We start from the raw sequence: 18,240 nt of genomic DNA on the forward strand, positions 1-18,240 counted from the left end.
TTTATTTATAACGCAGAATGCGCGCTATTATTATATATCCCGCTTGCAAATCACAATTTCGACACCGTATAAATTGGAGAAAAAAGATACCAAAAGTTTGGTATTATTCGGAAAAACTATGTATCTTTGCATCACAATATTTGAGTATTAACTAATCAAAATTTAGAAAGATTATGGCATATGTAATTGGTGACGACTGTATCGCATGCGGTACATGTCAGGGTGAGTGCCCCGTAGAGGCAATCTCTGAGGGCGAGAAGTATTCAATCGATGCTGATGCTTGCACCGAGTGCGGTACTTGCGCTAGTGTTTGTCCTTCTGAGGCCATCCACCTGGGCTAATTCAATTTAGCTTTTCATAAACCACTAATGGCGAGTCTTCCCTGCGGAGACTCGCCATTTCTTTTGTATCTTCTCTAAACAAAAAGTTTGAGCGTTGCGCGTGTTAACTTTCGTTTCATAGCTACAAGATAATGAATTATTTAATTGTTGTTCCAGTTAATCACCTTACCTTCAGACACAACGTTCAAGATGCGGACATCTGTTACCTTCACAAACGTTTTTGATGAATATTTATCTCCTGCTTGATAAATCAAGCTGCCGTTGTTAAATAAGCAATGAAACGAAATACGCTTCTTTACCCCACTTAGATAAACCGTCCATGGCATCAAAAATTTACTTGCCACTCTGGAAGATCGTACATTAAGCGGAACTGGTAAAGAAAAGAGGTCTTCCGTTTGAACTTCTACTGAGAAATCCAGCGACTTCGCATCTGACTTTATATCTTTTAATTCTGCCACGAAGAAACCTGGTCTATAACCTTCACGCACTTCATCGAAATCATCAGTGGTACCATAATAGTAGCCAGACAGTTTTCCTTTCTCATCTTGTTCTATTACCAGATACTGGTCTTCATACATATCTTCCACCTGATTGACATACACGCCACAAATCTTCTGAGCATTAGCCACTGTTGAAAGAAGCAGCATCGCTACAAATAATAGTTTTTTCATAATTATCATTGCTGTAATTGATTATTGTTTAATTGACTGCATTCATTATACATTTTTGTATTCATAGCGATGGCCATGCTTCAACAACGAACGAAGATACTTTCTGACCCGTTTCGGTGTGATGACCTTCTCCAGCTTCATGGTCCGTGTGTCAACGACTACACCTTTATTTATTATCTTCTCCAACTCCAGAGAAGCAGCACCACCCTGCGGATATATTCCACCGCTGACATAGACCGACCTAATGTAATCATCGATCATCTGTTGGGTGATGGCATTACCATAAGCCATTTCCTGCAAGAGCTGTTTCATATCATTCTCTATTTTATTGCTCTTTCCATGAGCACACGAGAAAAAGATACAATACGTCTGCATTGTTACAGGAAGAAACTCAATGTTTGCACGTACATATGGTGAATAGACATCACCATTCTCCAGGCGTATCCTATTGGTTACTACAGTACTGAATGCCGCTTCGAGTGCCTTATGCAGCATATAGTTCTCTGCCGTGAATTCCAAGCCATGTTCTTGGAACAGAATCATGGAGTAACAATCACTTTCGGGGTCAACAGAAGGCTCTACCAATATGGAATCCTTATTAACATAAAAATTCCTTTTGCACAGTTTCGTCGGCTCGTTCTTTGAAGGCAAGCCACCGATGTATTTCAGAACAAGCGGCATGATTGAGTCCTTGTTTCCCACATTGTCTATCGCTACGATCATGCCACTGTAGTCCGATTTATATTCTTTCCAGCTTTCACATACATTCTTGAAATCGTCTGCTGTCATCGTACTATCGCGTACATACTTTTTGGGTGCTATTGTAGGCGCAAAGATTACCTTTCTAAGTTGTTGGAGAGCTTTGTTATGTTTAGTGTTATAATTTTCTCTCCATTCCTTAGCAAGCTGAATAGAATCCTCCCCATTAATCTCGTAATTTGTTAATTCGTGGTAGATTTCTTTGAATCGTTCTTCAACTTCAGAATGACTAATATTATCCCTACTCAACTCATCATAATATCCAGATAAAAATAGACCTCCTCTCAAACCTGAGCAGTTATTCATGCAAGAGAAGCCCGCATATTGCAAAGAGTCTAACATATTCATATTCAATTCACGATGAGTATGCAAACTAATGTACTCGCCACAACTATCAACCTCATGCATCAACACCGTGACGCCATTTGAAAGAGTAAGTTTCCATACATCACTATCTTTCAACTTTTTCTCTTTCACGATTCTTCCTGGTGTGGGTTCTACGTTAAGTGTCAGAGATTCCTTGACTTTCTCTGTGCTTTCTTTCTTTGAAGGCAAACGTATCGGCTCTATTTCCGATTGATTGGCGTTGTCAATTACTTCCTGAAGCTCGTCCTTGGTAATCTCGCATCTTTTCGAGACAGAGAGTTGAAAGCTCGGTGCGGAAGCATGGAACAACTGTCTGAACTGCTTGGCGAATCCATCAAAACCACAGTTCCCCTTTATGTACTGGCTCATTTTTACATTCACATCATTGTCCACGATTGGCGTTCCATAGAGAAAGTTTGATAAGCAATATTTAAATATACTGGAAGGATATACAACCACGGAATCATTAGACTCCCATACCTGTGAGCCCGTCATCTCCAATGTGTCCGTCATCTCCGCACGATATTCATCGGCTATTTCCTCGGGGAATCCATAATCGGCAATACTTCTAATCGTTTTTATTGATTTTGACAGCAGCTCTTTGGGACCATATTTATCTGACCTGATATCAAAATGCAGAATAGGCACATTATCTATATCTTTCCTATAAGAGGTAAAGCAACTGATATCTTTACCATACAACCTCTTGAAGGTTTCAATGATTGGGCTGATTAGGCTTAAAACAGCATTTTGTGGCAGAACACTTTCTATCGTCTTAAGCCTATCTGCCAGCATATTCTGGCGAATAGCCAATTCTATATGTATCGTTTCATCTGTTTTATCCAGACGCTCGACGAATACTCTTGGCTCACTGTAGGGTGGAATCACGGCTCGTGCAGGAACCACACTTGTCCCAGCCGGAACTGGTTCAAAGATAGCCCGTATCTTTTCATACATCCGTTCCACGTCGAAAGGCCCCACTACCACAACAGCCTGCATCTGTGGCTGATACCAGCGATGATAGAAATCACGTATGGTCTGTGGCGAACAATGAAGAATCGTACTGGTGTCGCCTATGATAGGTCGGGAGAACGGAGTGCCTGCAAGTTCCTCATTGCTTTCCCGACGCAGCAGCCCTTCTTCAATGATGACATTCCGTTCTTTCTCTATGTCACTATCGTTGAGCTCCGCATCATACATCATGTCACGTAACATCAGCAGACAGTCTGTTGTCATCCGATCGTTTCCTGAAGGAATATTCTTGAAGCTAAAGAATGTCATCTCGAAACCAGTCGCGGCATTTAGGTCTGGTCCAAATTGCAGACCCATTCTTTGAATCCGATTTACGATTTCGTTATTCTTATAGTGCTTTGTGCTGCAAAACACAAGATGTTCCACGAAATGGGCAAGACCGTATTCGCCTTCCCGCTCCGCCAACGATCCCGTCGGTTGTATGATGTAGAAGCTGGCCTTTTCGTTCTTTGCCGTCTTACAGATATAATACGTCATGCCATTCTTCAGCACCCCTTTCTTCACAGCCTTAGACTCTGGAATTGACTGCGTCAATTCCAGAGCAAAGCCAGATAAAGGTATGCACAAAAAGGCTAAAAGACAAATAATAAACAAACTCTTTTTATTCATAAAAGTATAATTATAATATCTGAACACTAGATAGCTCAGTATATCGTTCTTGATGCGGTTTCACAAAATAACGTTGTTTTGGTTAATTATAAGTTATTAAGCTATATAGCCTATTCACAAAATTCATGTTTTATGGGATAAGGCTTAACAACAAACACACTGTCACATTCTGAATGAATGGCATACAGAGGAAACATCTCGTCGGCCTTTAGCTTGGACAAGAGTGTCACCACCTCTTCATCGGACTTAACAACTGAATGGACGTACAGCATACAGGCGGCGCCAGTGACTACAGCCACAATTAAACACAATGTGATAATAATCGTTTTCTTTTTCATAATCTGCTATTCATTTAATGATACGTAAAAGGTCCACCTGATTCCATCCGGGCAGCGTATATTTTCGCCAGTTCATAATTTTATAGTCAACAGGCTTTCCCCATTCTTCCTTGGGCATGTTGGCCTTCTTATAGGGAATTTCCAGCAGGAAAGCCCGAACACGGCTGTCCCTCGGCAGCAAATCTTCACGCACAAATTGCTCACCAGGGTGCAGAAAGTAGATGTCGCCAGGAAATAATGTATTATGGCAGTCAAAGGAATGTAAGAGGCTGCCATCTTCCATTTCTACATATCTTATCTCTGGGTAACTGGCTGTAAACTGGAAGAAAATATAAGTAAGGCTGTCCGACATATTTCTAACGGTGACGTCTATATTGCCTGATGCCGGGTTATAATCCGCATCGGCTAACAATTGGGCGCGGCCGTGCATCATGCCCAACGCTAATAGGAAAAACAAGAAGAACTTTTTCATAGCTACAACGATTAATCTTTGAGTATTTGATTATGTTCTATTACTCCTTATTCTCCACGAATTGTCGGAATGATGTTTGTTGCCAAGGCTCGAATTCCTGAAGCACACTGTTCAGTTCATCCTTGTATTTATTGCTGAGATTAATTACTACCGTACGCCACAGTTCCGAGACAGAATCTTGCGCCATCGCACCAATAGAGATACCTACCATCTTGCGGAGCTTCTCGCGTACAGGAATACAACTCAAATGCTTGAAAGTATAAATGTATCTATCGGCATTGCTACGAAAACCGTTATTGCCATACTCATCTGATATCATCACGGCATAGAATTGACTCCAAGTCGATGGGAACGTATCGAAGAATGGGCGCTCATGTATCTCCAGTGCTTGACTCTGTCTGAATATGCAACGATATGTTGCTGCCATGAGAAGGGTGTCAGTAACAAGTGAAGGTTCCTTCTTGAAGTAAGTAGGAAATTTGCCATCGGCTCCAGGGAGGTGCATCTGAAGTTTCGTATGTTCTCCAACCTGAACATGAGAAAACACAATGGCACCATCAACTTTGTTTCCACTATCCGACATCTGGTAAGGAGCAATGATAATGATTTCCGGTGTCTTACGAGGTACGCAATTTTTGATGATATAGCAAAGAGAATCGGTGAAATAGATACATTCCTTATCAATGGACATGCCATACCTCCAGACTTCTTTGATGCAACTATGCTTTTTGCTGACTACACTACCTTTCTTTAAATGTTCATTATCTTTCTGTACGAACTGCCAGAAACGAGCCTGTTGGAGTTCTGTCTTTTCTTTCAGCAACAACGAAACCAGATTCTTGTTACGAGCCACCTTTGCTGCCACTATTTTCTGCCACATGTCCGATGCCGGTGTGTTTTGTATCGGCATTCCAATGGTGACGTCAATGAGTTTACGATAGTACTCCTTGGTATCAATGTCCTTTAGATTGCTAAACGCATTGAGATACTTCTCAAAGTCGTGCGAGAAGTCCTGCTTGTAGATAGCCTTTATATCGTTTTTGAAGAAAGCACCATTGAACGTGCGCTCAAAATCATACCATGTTGAAGGAAACGCATCAAAAAAGGCCTGCTGGTACTGTTTGCCATGCTTGTAAGCCAGTTCTTTATAGGCACAAGAAAGTTGCAGCGTGTCGTATTTCTCACAATCGTTTTTTGTGAGAATCATTTCAGCATACTCCGGAACTTCTTTACAATATAAAGTAAGTCCTTTCTCAGAAGCGGATGTAATTTTAAAACTGTAGGTTTGACTTGGTGTTGATTCATTCGATTTCACCACGACATAGCTTCCTTTCTTATTCTTTCCAACCAACTCATCACGGAACCTACTGTGTGGTTCCGATGAAAGATAGTAAGCTTCTGGCGAGACACCGAAACTAACCAATTTAGTGCCCATATACATACTATCCTCCGTGAAAGCGACTTGATAGGAAATTCGTTTCCATGTCCATGTACTCGACTTCAAAAAGTCCATCGTCACCTCTTGAGCACTGGTTACTAAAGAAAGCATCAGAGACAAAACAAAAAAGCAATATTTTTTTTTCATAATTCATCTATTTTAAAGATAGAAAATGCATGTGACCTATCATCTGCCACCCTTAGGCTCCTCAACATAGAGATCTTCATTGAATTCCATCCTGGTGCGTCCCGGCAACCGACAATCTTTAAATATGTCATGTTGCGAGAACACATCAATAGAAGACCGTCTGTCCCTTGGAATGGCATACCGCGCAAAGTCCACATTCACCTGCACATGGAAGGATGTGGGCATCTTCTTTGGCAATACCAGCACACGACTGACCGACATCCCTGGATGCAAGAACACCGAAGAACCAGAGAATAGGTCCTCGTGAAGATAGTATATTTGATGATTGTAATCAGCCTTCTTAATCGGCTTTACAGTTACAAACGTGCCAGGCTTTGGGCCCTCGCCATCCAAGAACTGAAACGACAGGCTATCAGATACATTCCGTAATGTGACAATAAGGGTTCCTGCGTCCTCATCATAATTGGACGTTGCTAACAACTGTGCGGAACATGGGCACACATGGAGTGTCAATAGTCCCAATATGATATATGAATAAATTCTTTTCATGGTCTGCTATTCATTTAATGATACGTAAAAGGTTCACCTGGCTTTTTCTGGGTAGCGTGTATTTTCGCCAGTTCTTCATTTTGTAGTCAACAGGCTTTCCCCATTCTTCTTTGGGCATGTTCGCCCTCCAGTAGCTAATTTCCAGCAGGAAAGCCCGAACAAAACTATCCGTTAATACCGGATATCCAAGTTTCCATTGCTCGCCGGGGTGCAGGAAAAACAGATCGCCTGGTAATAAACTACACCTGCAAATCTCTGGATATAAGGTCTCGCCATTTTCCAGTTCTATATAGCTCATCTCTGCATCGGGGACGGGCATACGTTCACCACAGAAAATAAATGTCAGGCTGTCTGACATATTTTTAAAGGTAACATCTATCTTGCCCGATGTCGTGTTATAATCCGCATCGACTAACAATTGGGCGCGGCCTTGCATGGTGCCCAACGACAACAGGAAAAACAAGAATAACTTCTTCATAATTTATACATTTTACTTGCTATTCAGTAATGGCTTATTTACACACCATCAGCATGCAAACAGTTGTGGCTATATGACTATATACAGTCTGTCACTTCGAAACTAATAGACAGCTTCGAATGCCACTTGTGGGAAGTGCTTCTTGATAAGAGCTCTCTGCTTATCGGTCATTTTTCCATCGATAGTCAATCTGTCAATCTTCAATTTAAAGAACCAGTCTGGCAGCTTTACATCACCTTTGAAAGAAAGGCCTAATCTCTTAATGTGTTCCATGCGAGAAAGTATCTCGGGAACCTCATCAACAGTGAGATTAATAGCATATGCATCATCCTGCTTTCGTAGTTCTTTAATCTGATCCTCATCGCTAGGAGACTTGCGCACGAGCCAGCCAATTTTTGGTGTATAGGTATTGGTGAGCGTATCTACATCTACACCAACGAATCCTGCCCATAATTCCATGGGAGTCTCACTCACTACAGATTTATTAAATGGATCAACAACTTGGTATTTGAAGCCCACGCTCACCTGTTCTGCAGGCATTCTTTCTCCATAATCAATCACATCGAGCGTCTTTCCGTTCTCATCGGGAAAGAATTTGAGTATCCAACCATCAAAATGTGTTGGTTCTCCAGGAATACAACCACCACCACTCTGTAGTTCTTTCAACCTATTCTTCTTCAGGATGTCCTGCCAAAAGCTCTGGTTAGGTCGTCCTTCCGCTGCACAAACGAACTCTGCGAGTATGGGCTCCAGACTCTTGGTCCACTCGCCAAGGCCGTACTTTTCTAATCTTTTGCTCTTTTCCATCACCTGACGCCAGTCATCGGGCGTTCCTTTCAGTGTAATTGTCGGAATGCCACAACTAAAGTAGATAATCAGATAGTTGAAGTAAGACTTCACACTCTCCATCAGTGTAATCTGCGAAGCCACCCGCTCTGCAGAACCTGTTGTTGAAAAGTCGGCCGTAATGGTCTTTGCAATGTCACCCTTGGTACATTGGTCAATCAGCGTTGCAAAGTTATCTATAAGCTCTGGCCAGTCGGGATGGCCTGTGAGCAGGTCCTCAGAAGTTCTCACCACCAGTGTCACCTTTTTTTTATGATTAACCAGCTGATAGCGCAACTCCTCTGGATGAGCGTTCACATAGCGAGCGAAGCCTTGGCTGATGAGCAGCCACATCATGTCGGGTGAAAACGTCAGCGACTTGTGTTTAGCGTATGCATCAACAACACTACAATAGAAGGCATCCTCGAAAGCATTTCTCATGCATTGGGCATCAGCAAAGCTGGTGGCAATGATATGTCGGTCCTCTAGTTTTATATTTTTATTACCAAGCAAGAAGCTGGCAGACATTTCACCGGTATCATACGGATCAAAATCCGGAATAGCCTCCAGATTCTCATCGACCACAAAAGTAATGCTACCCTTTGTTTGGGCTATTACCTTTTCATTATCTGCGCTCACTGTTAATGGCAATGCAAGCAACAATGCAAAAAGAAATTTTTTCATTGTATATCCAATTAAAATGTTCAAAACAAGTCTGTTTGTAAAATCAGGTATGTTCGTTTGTTTGTATGTCTTTAAAAAGAAGTTATTATGTCTATTCACAAATTAATGGCGTTTACTAAAGAGTGTTTGTTTCAGATTATCACATCGGTGCAGTAGGCAGTTTTGGAGCAAATAGTCTTTGGAACGATTCCGGAAGTTTACTGCGTTCCCATAACTCTTCAATTACTTTTCCATTGCCGGCAACTGTCTTAAATGTAAATGTATTCTCATCTATCCACGTTATGACTCCCTCGGGATTGGTGGTTTCCTTAACGACCGATTCAGACTTGTATTCAACGGGACAGATAAAAATATTAGACCCCATAATGCGATTACCATGACAAACGAGAGTGGTTAACTTTTTCTCTCCGTATATTTTATAAACATCGCCTTGCATGTTGTTTGTGTTAAGCTCTTCTGTCGCATCGTTATAGATTCCCTTCAGCTTCCAACATCCGCCAAGGCGCTGAGAAGTAGCAACGTTTTTCATTTGTAACATTGTTATTGCGGTCTCAATCTCGGATTCAATGTTATATCGGTCGTAATATTCTGTGATAAACTGATTCATTGGAAATCTTTCTTCATCACCAGGTCTTATGGTGTTAAACCATTTCACTGCCACATGATTATCATCGCAATTGAATATACGTGTGCCACGCCCATCATTGCCAACAGGTACATCTCCAGTAAACAAATATGGATGTGGTTCATCTTGCTTAATCCAGTATGCGCACAATTCAGGTGAGTTGTTCATAACAAGAATTGTGACTGGTACGAAATCCGAGAAAAACTTATATTGCAACATGTCAGCGACAATATCAGGGCGTCCATCCTCGTAAGCGAGGCGCTGCAACTTATAAAGCCCCTGTGGATTTTTGTTTTGTGCACCAATACTTAATAGATTCAGCAAAAGGCTGAACAGAATCAAAAAAACATTTCTCATTGTCATTGTCTTATTCTTTTATAATAATGTTTATAGTTTAGTCTTATACATAATGGTTTTCTGGAAGGCTTTTAAATAACCATTAAAATTTTTACGTGCATCCTCTGTCATTACAAAATGGATGAAGGGAGGAGCCCCATTGCCTCGTTGCAGTGGAATCACGACCATTGCATGGCTGAATTTTCCACGACATTCACTTTTGATATCTAATGGATATAGATACAACTCATCTGCATTGAAATACTTTCGTGCCAATTTATTGGGATATTTTGTGAGCAACATCTTAAGATACTTATAATCTTTCTTTTCTGGGAATCTGTATGGATCACCCCACTGAAAGTGTTTCTTTATGTTATTATAAATGTATTGTGAGAATATATCGTTCTTAAAAACTTCAAAATCGCCGTCGTAACAAATATTCTTATCCTTAATATCAATACTTACCTCGCATTTTCCATCCCGGCTTACCCATATAGCTGGTAATATTCCCAATTCATACACGGGACACCCCATCTCATCGTTGCAATGATGTTCCATTTCCCTAATAATCGAAAAACTAGGATTTGATGTAATTATTATATTCCAATCAACACAACGTTGCGTCAGGACTTCCTGAGAATTGCATGTTATTACTGTTACAAAAGTAAGCAAAACCAAAAGATATTTCTTTTTCATAATTATCTATTATTAATTATTTTTTCCACTTTCTATCTACCCAAATTGTCTTTTGGAACTCCTCTAAATACTTATCGAAATTCTCTGCGCTCTCATCAGTCATTGCAAAAAGTAAATGGGGGCATGCCACGCGATAATCAACATGCAAATATACGGCCATTAACACTGAATATTTGTCACGACATTTTTTCCCGTTCATGTTTATAGGATATACATACATTCTGTCGGAATTAAAATATTTCTTGGCAAGCTTCTTTGGATATTCTGTAAGCAGCATCATTATATCATCATGACTTGAATTAGGACATGGTACCAATAGTCTTCCCCAATGCAGGCCACTACGAATACGATTCCAGGCATACTGATGAAAAACTCCTTTTCTAGAAGGAGGCAATCCACTTTCGTCCCATTTCCTAATAAAAACACCAACCTCACATTGGCCATCTTTGCTTAACCATATGCCAGTAGACTTTCCCATGTCGGAAAGAGCGCAATCCCATACTTTTTCCTTACAATGTGATGACAAGTTACTTATAAATGTATAATTAGGGGTTTGGTTGCATTGATACCCCCACTGACGACCTCGTTTTAGAATTTCCTCTTGACAAGAACATTCAGACACGACAAACAAACAAAAACAAATCAAAAACAGTTTCTTGTTCATTTATTTTTTTTAGTTATAGGTTTATATGCTATGGGTAATTTTTCGGTGCAAATATAGCAAAAAAAGAGAATACGCAAGTCAAAAAATTAAAACGAATTTATAAGTCAAAATAAGTCAAAGAACCCTTTTGACCAATATTTTGCATTCTCGTACTCAATATTTTTGTTTTTTCGTACCCATATCATTTTATTCGCTAGTCACAACAATAGCTGCACATTAATTCCGCAAAATAACTTCCCCCATGAAAAAACGAACATTATCGAACATTTCCGAACATTTTCGAACACAGAAAACGAACATTTTTGAACATAAAAAACGAACATTCAGCAAAATCTTCGATGAAACCGACGTTTTTTTAAGTTTCAAAGACGACGTGATTGGTATCTGACAGTGGCGCTATCATGAAGCAATGATAGCACTTTACCAACTGAAAAGTGGCAGTTTGGTATCTTTCGACTTAAGTCGTGAGATCTTTCGACTTAAGTCGTGAGATCTGTTGACTTAAGTCGTGAGAACTGTTGACTTAAGTCGAAAGATCTGTTGACTTAAGTCGTAAGTTACGAAAGCGTAAGTATTAGGTTGCATTACTTACGCTTATACACCAAAGAATTACCCACCTTAGAGCACACAAGCATAGGTTCTGGGCCGGCGACGAGCTCGTCAAGCCATTTCAACGCCATGTGTTGCGTCATGCCGAAGAGGCTCTTCATCTGCGAACGAGTGATGAATGAATGTTCGTCGAGATAGGCATTCAATTGGTTGACGACCTGTGCCTTGGTGTAGGAGGCAGAATGGCCCACGTTGCCGCGACCGGTCTTATTGATGAAATGATAACCGTTGTTGTTCAGTTTATCGAGCAGCGCCTTATCGGGTGCGAAGTTGATGGTCTCTATGGCCACATCGTTGCCAGTGATGTCGGCAGCGTTGGTGAACTGCAATTTCTGCAGGTTGCCGTCCTCATCTGGACGCTTTCTGAATCCCACCTTCAGCGAGAACGTGCCGATGCCCTCCAGGTGCAGTCGCTTGTTGTCGGTCAGAAAATCAACAATCTCTGTGGCCAGCACGTTCAGAGCCAGTTCCATGACTTCCGGGTTCATGGTGTTGTGCACCTGCAGGTGGTGCATCAGGTCTTTTCTTCGTGCCGTATAGAAGTTCTCGTGTCTCACCTGGAAGGTGACTTTTCCATCGGCATCTTTCAGTGGGTTGCGGTGTACGCTAAATTGTATGGTCTTGCTCATAATGGTTATTGTTTTGGTTTTCGTTGTGCAAAGATATAACTTTTAATTGAAAATGAAATGGAAATGATCCATCAAAAAGAAAAAAAAACAAGGAAAAACAAGAATACACAATTCCACATAGTGACAAAAAGAAGTGCCGCCATTCGAGATGAATAGCGGCACTTCTGTGAGAGAGAGATAGACTATTTCTTACAACTTCGTGATGATTCCCAGTTCGGTGGTCTTCAGGAATTCGATGATGTGGCGAATCTCGGCACTGTCGGGCACCTGCTGTTCGATCTGCAGGATGGCATCGAAGAGCGAGGTCTGACCATGGAACACCAGACGGTAGGCGTTGGCAATGTGCTTGAGCACCTTCTCGTCAACGCCATAGGAACGACCCATGGTGAAGTTGACACCGCCATACTCAGCACGCTTGGTGCAGATGATGTAGGGAGGCACATCCTTAGAGAAGGTGGTGCCAGCCTGAATCATGGCGCCCTGGCCTACGCGTGTTTTAGTATTCTCGATGACCGACGACGAGAAGATGACGCCATCCTCGATGAAGCAGTCGCCAGCAATCTTGGTACCATAGCCAAAGACACAGCGGTTGCCCACCTTGGTGTCGTGCGAGATATGGGCACCCTCCATCAACACGTTGTCGTTGCCCATCTTGGTCTGTCCGCCAGTATGCGTGGCACGGTTGATGACCACGTTCTCGCGAATGATATTGTTGTCGCCGATGATGCACTCAGACTTCTCGCCACGGAAGTTGAAGTCCTGAGGCAGCGCACCGATCACGGCACCCTGGTGCACCTTGTTATTGCGCCCCATGCGTGTGCCGCTGAGTATGCTGACGAAGGGGAAGATGATACAGTTGTCGCCAATCTCCACGTCGTCCTCGATATACACGAAGGGGAATATCTTACAGTTGTCGCCAATCTTCGCCTTTGGGCTGATCTCGGCTTTTGGACTAATTTCACTTGCCATAATCTAAGAATTAAAGAATTAAAAGATTGAAGAATTGAAAGATTGAAAGATCGAAGTTGCAGATCGTAAAGACTTCAATTCTTCAACCTTTCAACTTTTTAATTTTATTTGGCGCCGCCTCCCAGTGCCTGATAGAGGTTGACCACAGCCTGCATCTTGTTGAAGTCGTTGGTTACCTTCGAGATGCGGGCGTTGAGCAGTCCGCTCTGTGCCTGGATGACCTCGAGATAGCTACTGCCCTTAGAGGTGTAGAGCTGACGGGTGTCCTCCACGTTCTGCTCGTAGAGCTTCACCTGCTTGTCGTCTATCTGGCTCAGCTCATCGCAGGTGGCGTATGCCACCAGGGCATTGCTCACCTCGTTGCCAGCCTTCAGGATGGTGTTCTGGAAGGTGTTGAGGGCCTGTTCCTGTTGATACTTGGCCACCTTCAGTCCTGCCACGATCTGTCCGTGGGCGAAGATTGGCTGTGTGAGCGAACCTACAGCCGAGAGGATCCACTTGCCGGGATTGACCACGGCAGTACCCAGCGAGTTGGTGAACATGGCATTACCCGTGATGGTGATGTTGGGATAGAAGCGCGAGCGAGCCGTCTCGGTGTCGTAGAAGCACTGAGCCAGCGCCATCTCGGCAGCATGAACATCGGCACGGTTAGAGAGCAGCTGAATGCCTACACCTGTTGCAAACTCAGAGGGCAGCGACTGGTTGTAGAACGAGCCACGGGGTATCTGATGGCCGGCCTCGTTGAGCAGCAGTGCCATAGAGTTTTCCATCTGTCGGATCTGCTGGCGCAGCGTGGCCTTCTGTGCCTGCACGCTGTAGTAGCTGGCCTCGGCGCTCTGTACACTGGTAGAGCGGGCACGGCCCAGTTCCATTTGCAGTTTCATCATGTCCCAGGTCTCTTTGGTGAGCTGCTCCATGTCGGTGACGATGCGCATCTGCTCGTCGAGCATCATGAGCGTGTAGTAGAGGTTGGCCACACCACAGATGATATTGGTCTGTACCACCACCTGATAGTCTTTCGTGGCCAGCAGCTTCATCTGTGCCGAGCGCTTCTGCGAGAGCAGGTTGCCGAAGAGGTCGAGGTTCCACGAAGCAGAGACGGGCAACTGGTAGGTCTTCGACACCGAAGCGCCATCCATCTGCACCTTGCTGATGGTGCCCTGAGGGGCAATGGCCAGCGAGGGCAGGAAGGCCAGTTTAGACACGGTGAGGGCCGTCTCCATCATCTTCACGTTGAGGGCTGCATTGCGCAGGTCGGTATTATTCTCGAGAGCAGTCTCGATGAGGCCTTGCAACTGGGGGTCGGTGAACACCTGTCGCCAGGGCAGGTTGCCAAAATTCTCGTCGCTGTTGACCACGAGTGTGTCGCCATCGCTCACGATATCGCGAACCAGTCCGGATGTGTTGATGCTCTCAGGGCGCTCGTATTTATTATAGAGGCCACAGCTGGAGAGCAGCAGGCTGAACAGGAGGCCTACCCCAACCCCTCCCGAAGGGAAGGACTTTAATATTCTCGTTAGAAAATTACTTTTCATCATAATCTTTTATCTTCTGGTTATTGGGTATCTGCCTCCCCTCCCCGATTGGGGAATGGAGGCAGGAACTGCTATTTTTCAAGCGTATAATCAACGGGGCGATTGGCATACTGCTGCAGCTCGGTGGCCACGTCAGGATTCTCGTCGTCGCCTTCGAACTTCATCGGTCTGAACTTCTCTTGCAGCGTCTGGAAGATGACGAACAGCGTAGGCACAACGAAGAGCTGACAGAGCGTACCGATAAGCATACCGCCCACGGCTGCTGCACCCAGCGTCTGGTTACCGTTCTTGCCTACACCGCTGGCAAACATCAGAGGCAGCAGACCGATAATCATGGCCAGAGAGGTCATCAGGATAGGACGCAGACGCGCTGCAGAACCCAGCACTGCCGACCATGTGATGGCCATACCGGTGCTGCGGCGCTCAAGGGCGAACTGTACAATCAGGATGGCGTTCTTGGCCAGCAGACCAATCAGCATGATGAGCGAGATCTGCATGTAGATATCGTTGGCATGGCCGAACAACATGGTGAACAGGAAACAGCCTGCCAGACCGAACGGTACGGAGAGGATAACGGCCAGCGGCAGCAGATAAGACTCGTACTGGGCCGAAAGAATCAGATAGATAAAGATGATACACAGCAGGAAGATGATGCCAGTGGTGTTTGAAGCCTTGGCCTCTTCACGCGTCAGACCCTGATAGTCGTAAGTGTAGCCCGTGGGCAGCACCTGCGCAGCCACTTCCCGGGCGGCCTTGATGGCCTCACCGGTGGAATAGCCATCAGCCACGGTGGCAGTCACGTTGATAGACGTGAACAGGTTGAAGCGGTTGATGTTTGAAGGTCCATAGACGCGCTCCAGCTGGCAGAACTCCTTGACGGGTGCCATGCCTGCAGCGGTGCGCACATAGACGCTGTTGAGCGACTCGGGCGTCATGCGGGTCTCGGGCGAGCCCTGCACCATGACACGGTAGAGCTTACCATAGGCATTGAAGTTAGAGGCGTAGAGTCCGCCATAGTAACCCTGCAACGTAGAGAGGACGGTGGCAGGCGAGATGCCGCTCTGCTTACACTTGGCCACATCTACATGCACCATGTACTGAGGATAGTTAGGATTGTATGAGGTCTGTGCCATCTGGAACTCAGGACGCTTGTTGAGCTCGGCCAGATAGTCTTTGACCACGCCAAAGAACTTATCCAGCGAACCGCCGGTGCGGTCCTGCATGACGAGAGACACACCGCTGTTGGCCGAGAAACCAGGAATCATAGGCGGTGCGAAAGCCAGAATCTGGGCATCCTTGATGTGGGCCGTCTTCAGATAGATTTGAGCCAGCACACCGTTAGACTCGTAGGGGTTGAGGAAGAAACGGTAGATGCCGTCGCCCTGCCACAGGCCAGAGATCTTCCACCACAGTCCTTTCTGGCGCTCGCTGAAGGGCTTCAGCTTCACGATAAACGTAGCCTGGTCGGAACCAGAACCGGCGATGAAGTTGTAACCCTGGATTTGCTCGCGGTTCTGTACTGCCGGGTCGGCTGCCAAGATGCTGTCAACCTCGGCAATGACCTGCTGGGTGCGGGCCACAGAGGTGGCAGGTGGCATTGAGATGGTACAGAAGATGGTGCCGGTATCCTCGTCGGGAACCAGGCCGGTCTTGCTGGTAACCAGCGAGACAACGAGCACGGCAATACCGATGACCACCGTCACCAGGATGGCAACAGGACGATGTACCAGCTTTTCAATACGCGACTTATACTTGCCCAGAATGCCGTCGTAGGCGGTATTGAAGGCCATGTGGAACTTGTCGATGCGTGAGAGTTTCTTCTCATGACCATTCTCGTCGTGGGCCTTCAGGAAGATGGCACAAAGCGCAGGCGACAACGTCAGAGCGTTCAGTGCCGAGATGAAGATGCTGACAGCCATGGTGACACCGAACTCACGGTAGAAGGTACCGCTGGTGCCGCCGATGAACGATACAGGGATGAACACGGCCGACATCACCAGCGTGATGGAGATGATGGCGCCAGAGATCTCGTTCATGGCATCGATAGAGGCTGTCAGGGTTGACTTATAACCCTGGTCCAACTTGGCATGCACGGCTTCGACCACCACAATGGCATCATCGACCACGATGGCGATGGCCAGCAGCAAGGCCGACAGCGTGAGCAGGTTGATAGAGAAGCCAAACAGTTCGAGGAAGAAGAATGTACCTACCAACGACACAGGCACGGCAATCAGAGGAATGAGTGTAGAACGCCAGTCCTGCAGGAAGATGTAGATGACGAAGAACACGAGCAGAAGGGTGAACACAAGGGTGAACACTACCTCTTCGATAGAAGCATAGAGGAACTCGGTGACGTCGTAGTTGATCTTATAGGTCATGCCTGGAGGGAACAGCTTGGACTGTTCTTCCAGCTCTTTCTTCACGTTCTTGGCAATCTCGTTGGCGTTAGAGCCTGCAATCTGCTGCACCATACCCAGCACCGAAGGCACGTTGTTGTTCTTCATGGCAACGGAATACTGCTGACCACCCAGCTCGATCTTTGCCACGTCCTTCAGTTTCAGCGTGGTGCCGTCGGCATTGCTCTGGATGATGATGTTGCCAAACTCCTCGGCGGTCTTGAAGCGACCGGTGTAGCGCATGGCATACTCGTAGGCCACGTCAGAGAGTTCGCCGAAGGTACCAGGTGCAGCCTCGATGTTCTGTTCGGCCAGCACGCCGCTGATGTCGGAAGGCATCAGGTTGTACTGCTTCATCACATCGGGTTTCAGCCAGATACGCATAGAGTAAGTCTTCAGACCTGGGCTCTGCACGTCGCCCACACCCTGGATACGCTTGATGGCGGGCACGATATTGATATTACTATAGTTGGTCAGGAACTCGTCGTCGTAGCGACCGTCGCTGGTCAGGGTGTACATGATAACCTGAGAGGTCTGGCGCTTCATGACGGTCACACCAATACGGGTCACCTCGGCAGGCAGCAAGGCCTGAGCCTGCTGTACGCGGTTCTGCACGTTGACGGCACACATGTCGGCATTCATGCCCTGACGGAACAGCACGCTGATCTGTGCCGAACCCGACGAAGCGGTAGAAGAGATGTAGTCCATACCTTCTACACCGTTGATGCTCTCCTCCAAAGGAGTAATGACTGAGTTCTTGACGGTCTCAGCATCGGCACCAGGATAGCTGGTGTAAACCACCACGGTAGGCGGTGCAATATCGGGATACTGCTCGATAGGCAGCGAGGTCAGTCCGATGACACCCAGCAGCACGATGAGGATAGAGATCACCGTAGAGAGTACTGGGCGCTTGATAAAGTTTGTAAATGTCATTTCTTTAAAAATTTAAGAATTTAAGAATTGAAGAATTAAAGTTTTTCTCAGACTTCAACTTTTCAATTTTTCAATTTTTCAATTCTACTTATCTTTAAAAATTTAAGAATTTAAGAATTGAAGAATTAAAGTTTTTCTC

General features: G+C 45.0%; 16 protein-coding genes. 1 reads left to right on the top strand and 15 read right to left on the bottom strand.

Translation table 11 applies throughout. From position 1 onward, the window contains the following. The first annotated feature begins 173 nt into the window (after window positions 1–173). Window positions 174–341 carry a DUF362 domain-containing protein gene (locus T496_RS0105740; protein WP_027449896.1) on the top strand — a complete coding sequence of 56 codons (168 nt, stop codon included), beginning with the start codon at window positions 174–176 and terminating at the stop codon, window positions 339–341. Between the two features lie 140 nt (window positions 342–481). Here the strand turns inward: T496_RS0105740 and T496_RS0105745 are convergent, their stop codons facing one another. From T496_RS0105745 to T496_RS0105815, 15 genes are all read right to left on the bottom strand, one after another. Then, on the bottom strand, window positions 482–1,012 hold the full coding sequence (locus T496_RS0105745; RefSeq protein ID WP_155808688.1) for a hypothetical protein: 531 nt from the start codon (window positions 1,010–1,012) through the stop codon (window positions 482–484). 45 nt (window positions 1,013–1,057) lie between these two features. Then, window positions 1,058–3,778 carry a M16 family metallopeptidase gene (locus tag T496_RS0105750; protein ID WP_081783562.1) on the bottom strand — a complete coding sequence of 907 codons (2,721 nt, stop codon included), beginning with the start codon at window positions 3,776–3,778 and terminating at the stop codon, window positions 1,058–1,060. A gap of 110 nt (window positions 3,779–3,888) precedes the next feature. Next, window positions 3,889–4,116, bottom strand: coding sequence for a hypothetical protein (locus T496_RS15215; protein ID WP_027449899.1), 228 nt, complete (start codon window positions 4,114–4,116; stop codon window positions 3,889–3,891). Window positions 4,117–4,126: 10 nt separating this feature from the next. After that, complete coding sequence (locus tag T496_RS0105760) at window positions 4,127–4,588, bottom strand: hypothetical protein (protein WP_027449900.1); 462 nt, start codon at window positions 4,586–4,588, stop codon at window positions 4,127–4,129. Window positions 4,589–4,628: 40 nt separating this feature from the next. After that, window positions 4,629–5,795, bottom strand: a complete 1,167-nt coding sequence (locus tag T496_RS0105765) for a hypothetical protein (protein WP_027449901.1) — start codon at window positions 5,793–5,795, stop codon at window positions 4,629–4,631. Window positions 5,796–6,212: 417 nt separating this feature from the next. Then, entirely contained in the window at window positions 6,213–6,722 is a 510-nt protein-coding gene (locus T496_RS0105770) for a hypothetical protein (protein WP_027449902.1), read from the bottom strand. A gap of 10 nt (window positions 6,723–6,732) precedes the next feature. Then, a complete protein-coding gene (locus tag T496_RS0105775) occupies window positions 6,733–7,200 on the bottom strand; it encodes a hypothetical protein (protein ID WP_027449903.1) in 468 nt (155 codons plus the stop codon). 102 nt (window positions 7,201–7,302) lie between these two features. Further along, window positions 7,303–8,709, bottom strand: a complete 1,407-nt coding sequence (locus T496_RS0105780) for a DUF4419 domain-containing protein (protein ID WP_081783563.1) — start codon at window positions 8,707–8,709, stop codon at window positions 7,303–7,305. A 139-nt stretch (window positions 8,710–8,848) separates the two neighbouring features. Further along, window positions 8,849–9,697, bottom strand: coding sequence for a hypothetical protein (locus T496_RS0105785; RefSeq protein WP_155808691.1), 849 nt, complete (start codon window positions 9,695–9,697; stop codon window positions 8,849–8,851). 24 nt (window positions 9,698–9,721) lie between these two features. Beyond that, window positions 9,722–10,366: a hypothetical protein gene (locus tag T496_RS0105790; RefSeq protein ID WP_155808694.1), complete on the bottom strand. Its 645-nt coding sequence runs from the start codon at window positions 10,364–10,366 to the stop codon at window positions 9,722–9,724. 16 nt (window positions 10,367–10,382) lie between these two features. After that, complete coding sequence (locus tag T496_RS14895) at window positions 10,383–11,030, bottom strand: hypothetical protein (protein WP_155808697.1); 648 nt, start codon at window positions 11,028–11,030, stop codon at window positions 10,383–10,385. Window positions 11,031–11,614: 584 nt separating this feature from the next. Continuing rightward, window positions 11,615–12,268: an HU family DNA-binding protein gene (locus T496_RS0105800; protein ID WP_027449908.1), complete on the bottom strand. Its 654-nt coding sequence runs from the start codon at window positions 12,266–12,268 to the stop codon at window positions 11,615–11,617. A 189-nt stretch (window positions 12,269–12,457) separates the two neighbouring features. Next, window positions 12,458–13,237, bottom strand: coding sequence for an acyl-ACP--UDP-N-acetylglucosamine O-acyltransferase (lpxA, locus tag T496_RS0105805; protein WP_027449909.1), 780 nt, complete (start codon window positions 13,235–13,237; stop codon window positions 12,458–12,460). Window positions 13,238–13,341: 104 nt separating this feature from the next. Further along, complete coding sequence (locus tag T496_RS0105810) at window positions 13,342–14,775, bottom strand: TolC family protein (RefSeq protein WP_231478012.1); 1,434 nt, start codon at window positions 14,773–14,775, stop codon at window positions 13,342–13,344. A gap of 68 nt (window positions 14,776–14,843) precedes the next feature. Beyond that, window positions 14,844–18,101 (bottom strand): efflux RND transporter permease subunit, encoded by a 3,258-nt coding sequence (locus tag T496_RS0105815; protein ID WP_027449911.1) that lies wholly within the window; start codon window positions 18,099–18,101, stop codon window positions 14,844–14,846. Between the last annotated feature and the right edge of the window lie 139 nt (window positions 18,102–18,240).

This window comes from Xylanibacter brevis P6B11, assembly GCF_000621825.1.
GTDB lineage: Bacteria > Bacteroidota > Bacteroidia > Bacteroidales > Bacteroidaceae > Prevotella > Prevotella brevis.

Excerpts from the sequence above, each read along its gene's own strand:
- T496_RS0105740 (WP_027449896.1), top strand. The coding sequence starts at position 174 with ATGGCATATGTAATTGGTGACGACTGTATCGCATGCGGTACATGTCAG.
- T496_RS0105745 (WP_155808688.1), bottom strand. The coding sequence starts at position 1,012 with ATGAAAAAACTATTATTTGTAGCGATGCTGCTTCTTTCAACAGTGGCT.
- T496_RS0105750 (WP_081783562.1), bottom strand. The coding sequence starts at position 3,778 with ATGAATAAAAAGAGTTTGTTTATTATTTGTCTTTTAGCCTTTTTGTGC.
- T496_RS15215 (WP_027449899.1), bottom strand. The coding sequence starts at position 4,116 with ATGAAAAAGAAAACGATTATTATCACATTGTGTTTAATTGTGGCTGTA.
- T496_RS0105760 (WP_027449900.1), bottom strand. The coding sequence starts at position 4,588 with ATGAAAAAGTTCTTCTTGTTTTTCCTATTAGCGTTGGGCATGATGCAC.
- T496_RS0105765 (WP_027449901.1), bottom strand. The coding sequence starts at position 5,795 with ATGATTCTCACAAAAAACGATTGTGAGAAATACGACACGCTGCAACTT.
- T496_RS0105770 (WP_027449902.1), bottom strand. The coding sequence starts at position 6,722 with ATGAAAAGAATTTATTCATATATCATATTGGGACTATTGACACTCCAT.
- T496_RS0105775 (WP_027449903.1), bottom strand. The coding sequence starts at position 7,200 with ATGAAGAAGTTATTCTTGTTTTTCCTGTTGTCGTTGGGCACCATGCAA.
- T496_RS0105780 (WP_081783563.1), bottom strand. The coding sequence starts at position 8,709 with ATGAAAAAATTTCTTTTTGCATTGTTGCTTGCATTGCCATTAACAGTG.
- T496_RS0105785 (WP_155808691.1), bottom strand. The coding sequence starts at position 9,697 with ATGACAATGAGAAATGTTTTTTTGATTCTGTTCAGCCTTTTGCTGAAT.
- T496_RS0105790 (WP_155808694.1), bottom strand. The coding sequence starts at position 10,366 with ATGAAAAAGAAATATCTTTTGGTTTTGCTTACTTTTGTAACAGTAATA.
- T496_RS14895 (WP_155808697.1), bottom strand. The coding sequence starts at position 11,030 with ATGAACAAGAAACTGTTTTTGATTTGTTTTTGTTTGTTTGTCGTGTCT.
- T496_RS0105800 (WP_027449908.1), bottom strand. The coding sequence starts at position 12,268 with ATGAGCAAGACCATACAATTTAGCGTACACCGCAACCCACTGAAAGAT.
- lpxA (WP_027449909.1), bottom strand. The coding sequence starts at position 13,237 with ATGGCAAGTGAAATTAGTCCAAAAGCCGAGATCAGCCCAAAGGCGAAG.
- T496_RS0105810 (WP_231478012.1), bottom strand. The coding sequence starts at position 14,775 with ATGATGAAAAGTAATTTTCTAACGAGAATATTAAAGTCCTTCCCTTCG.
- T496_RS0105815 (WP_027449911.1), bottom strand. The coding sequence starts at position 18,101 with ATGACATTTACAAACTTTATCAAGCGCCCAGTACTCTCTACGGTGATC.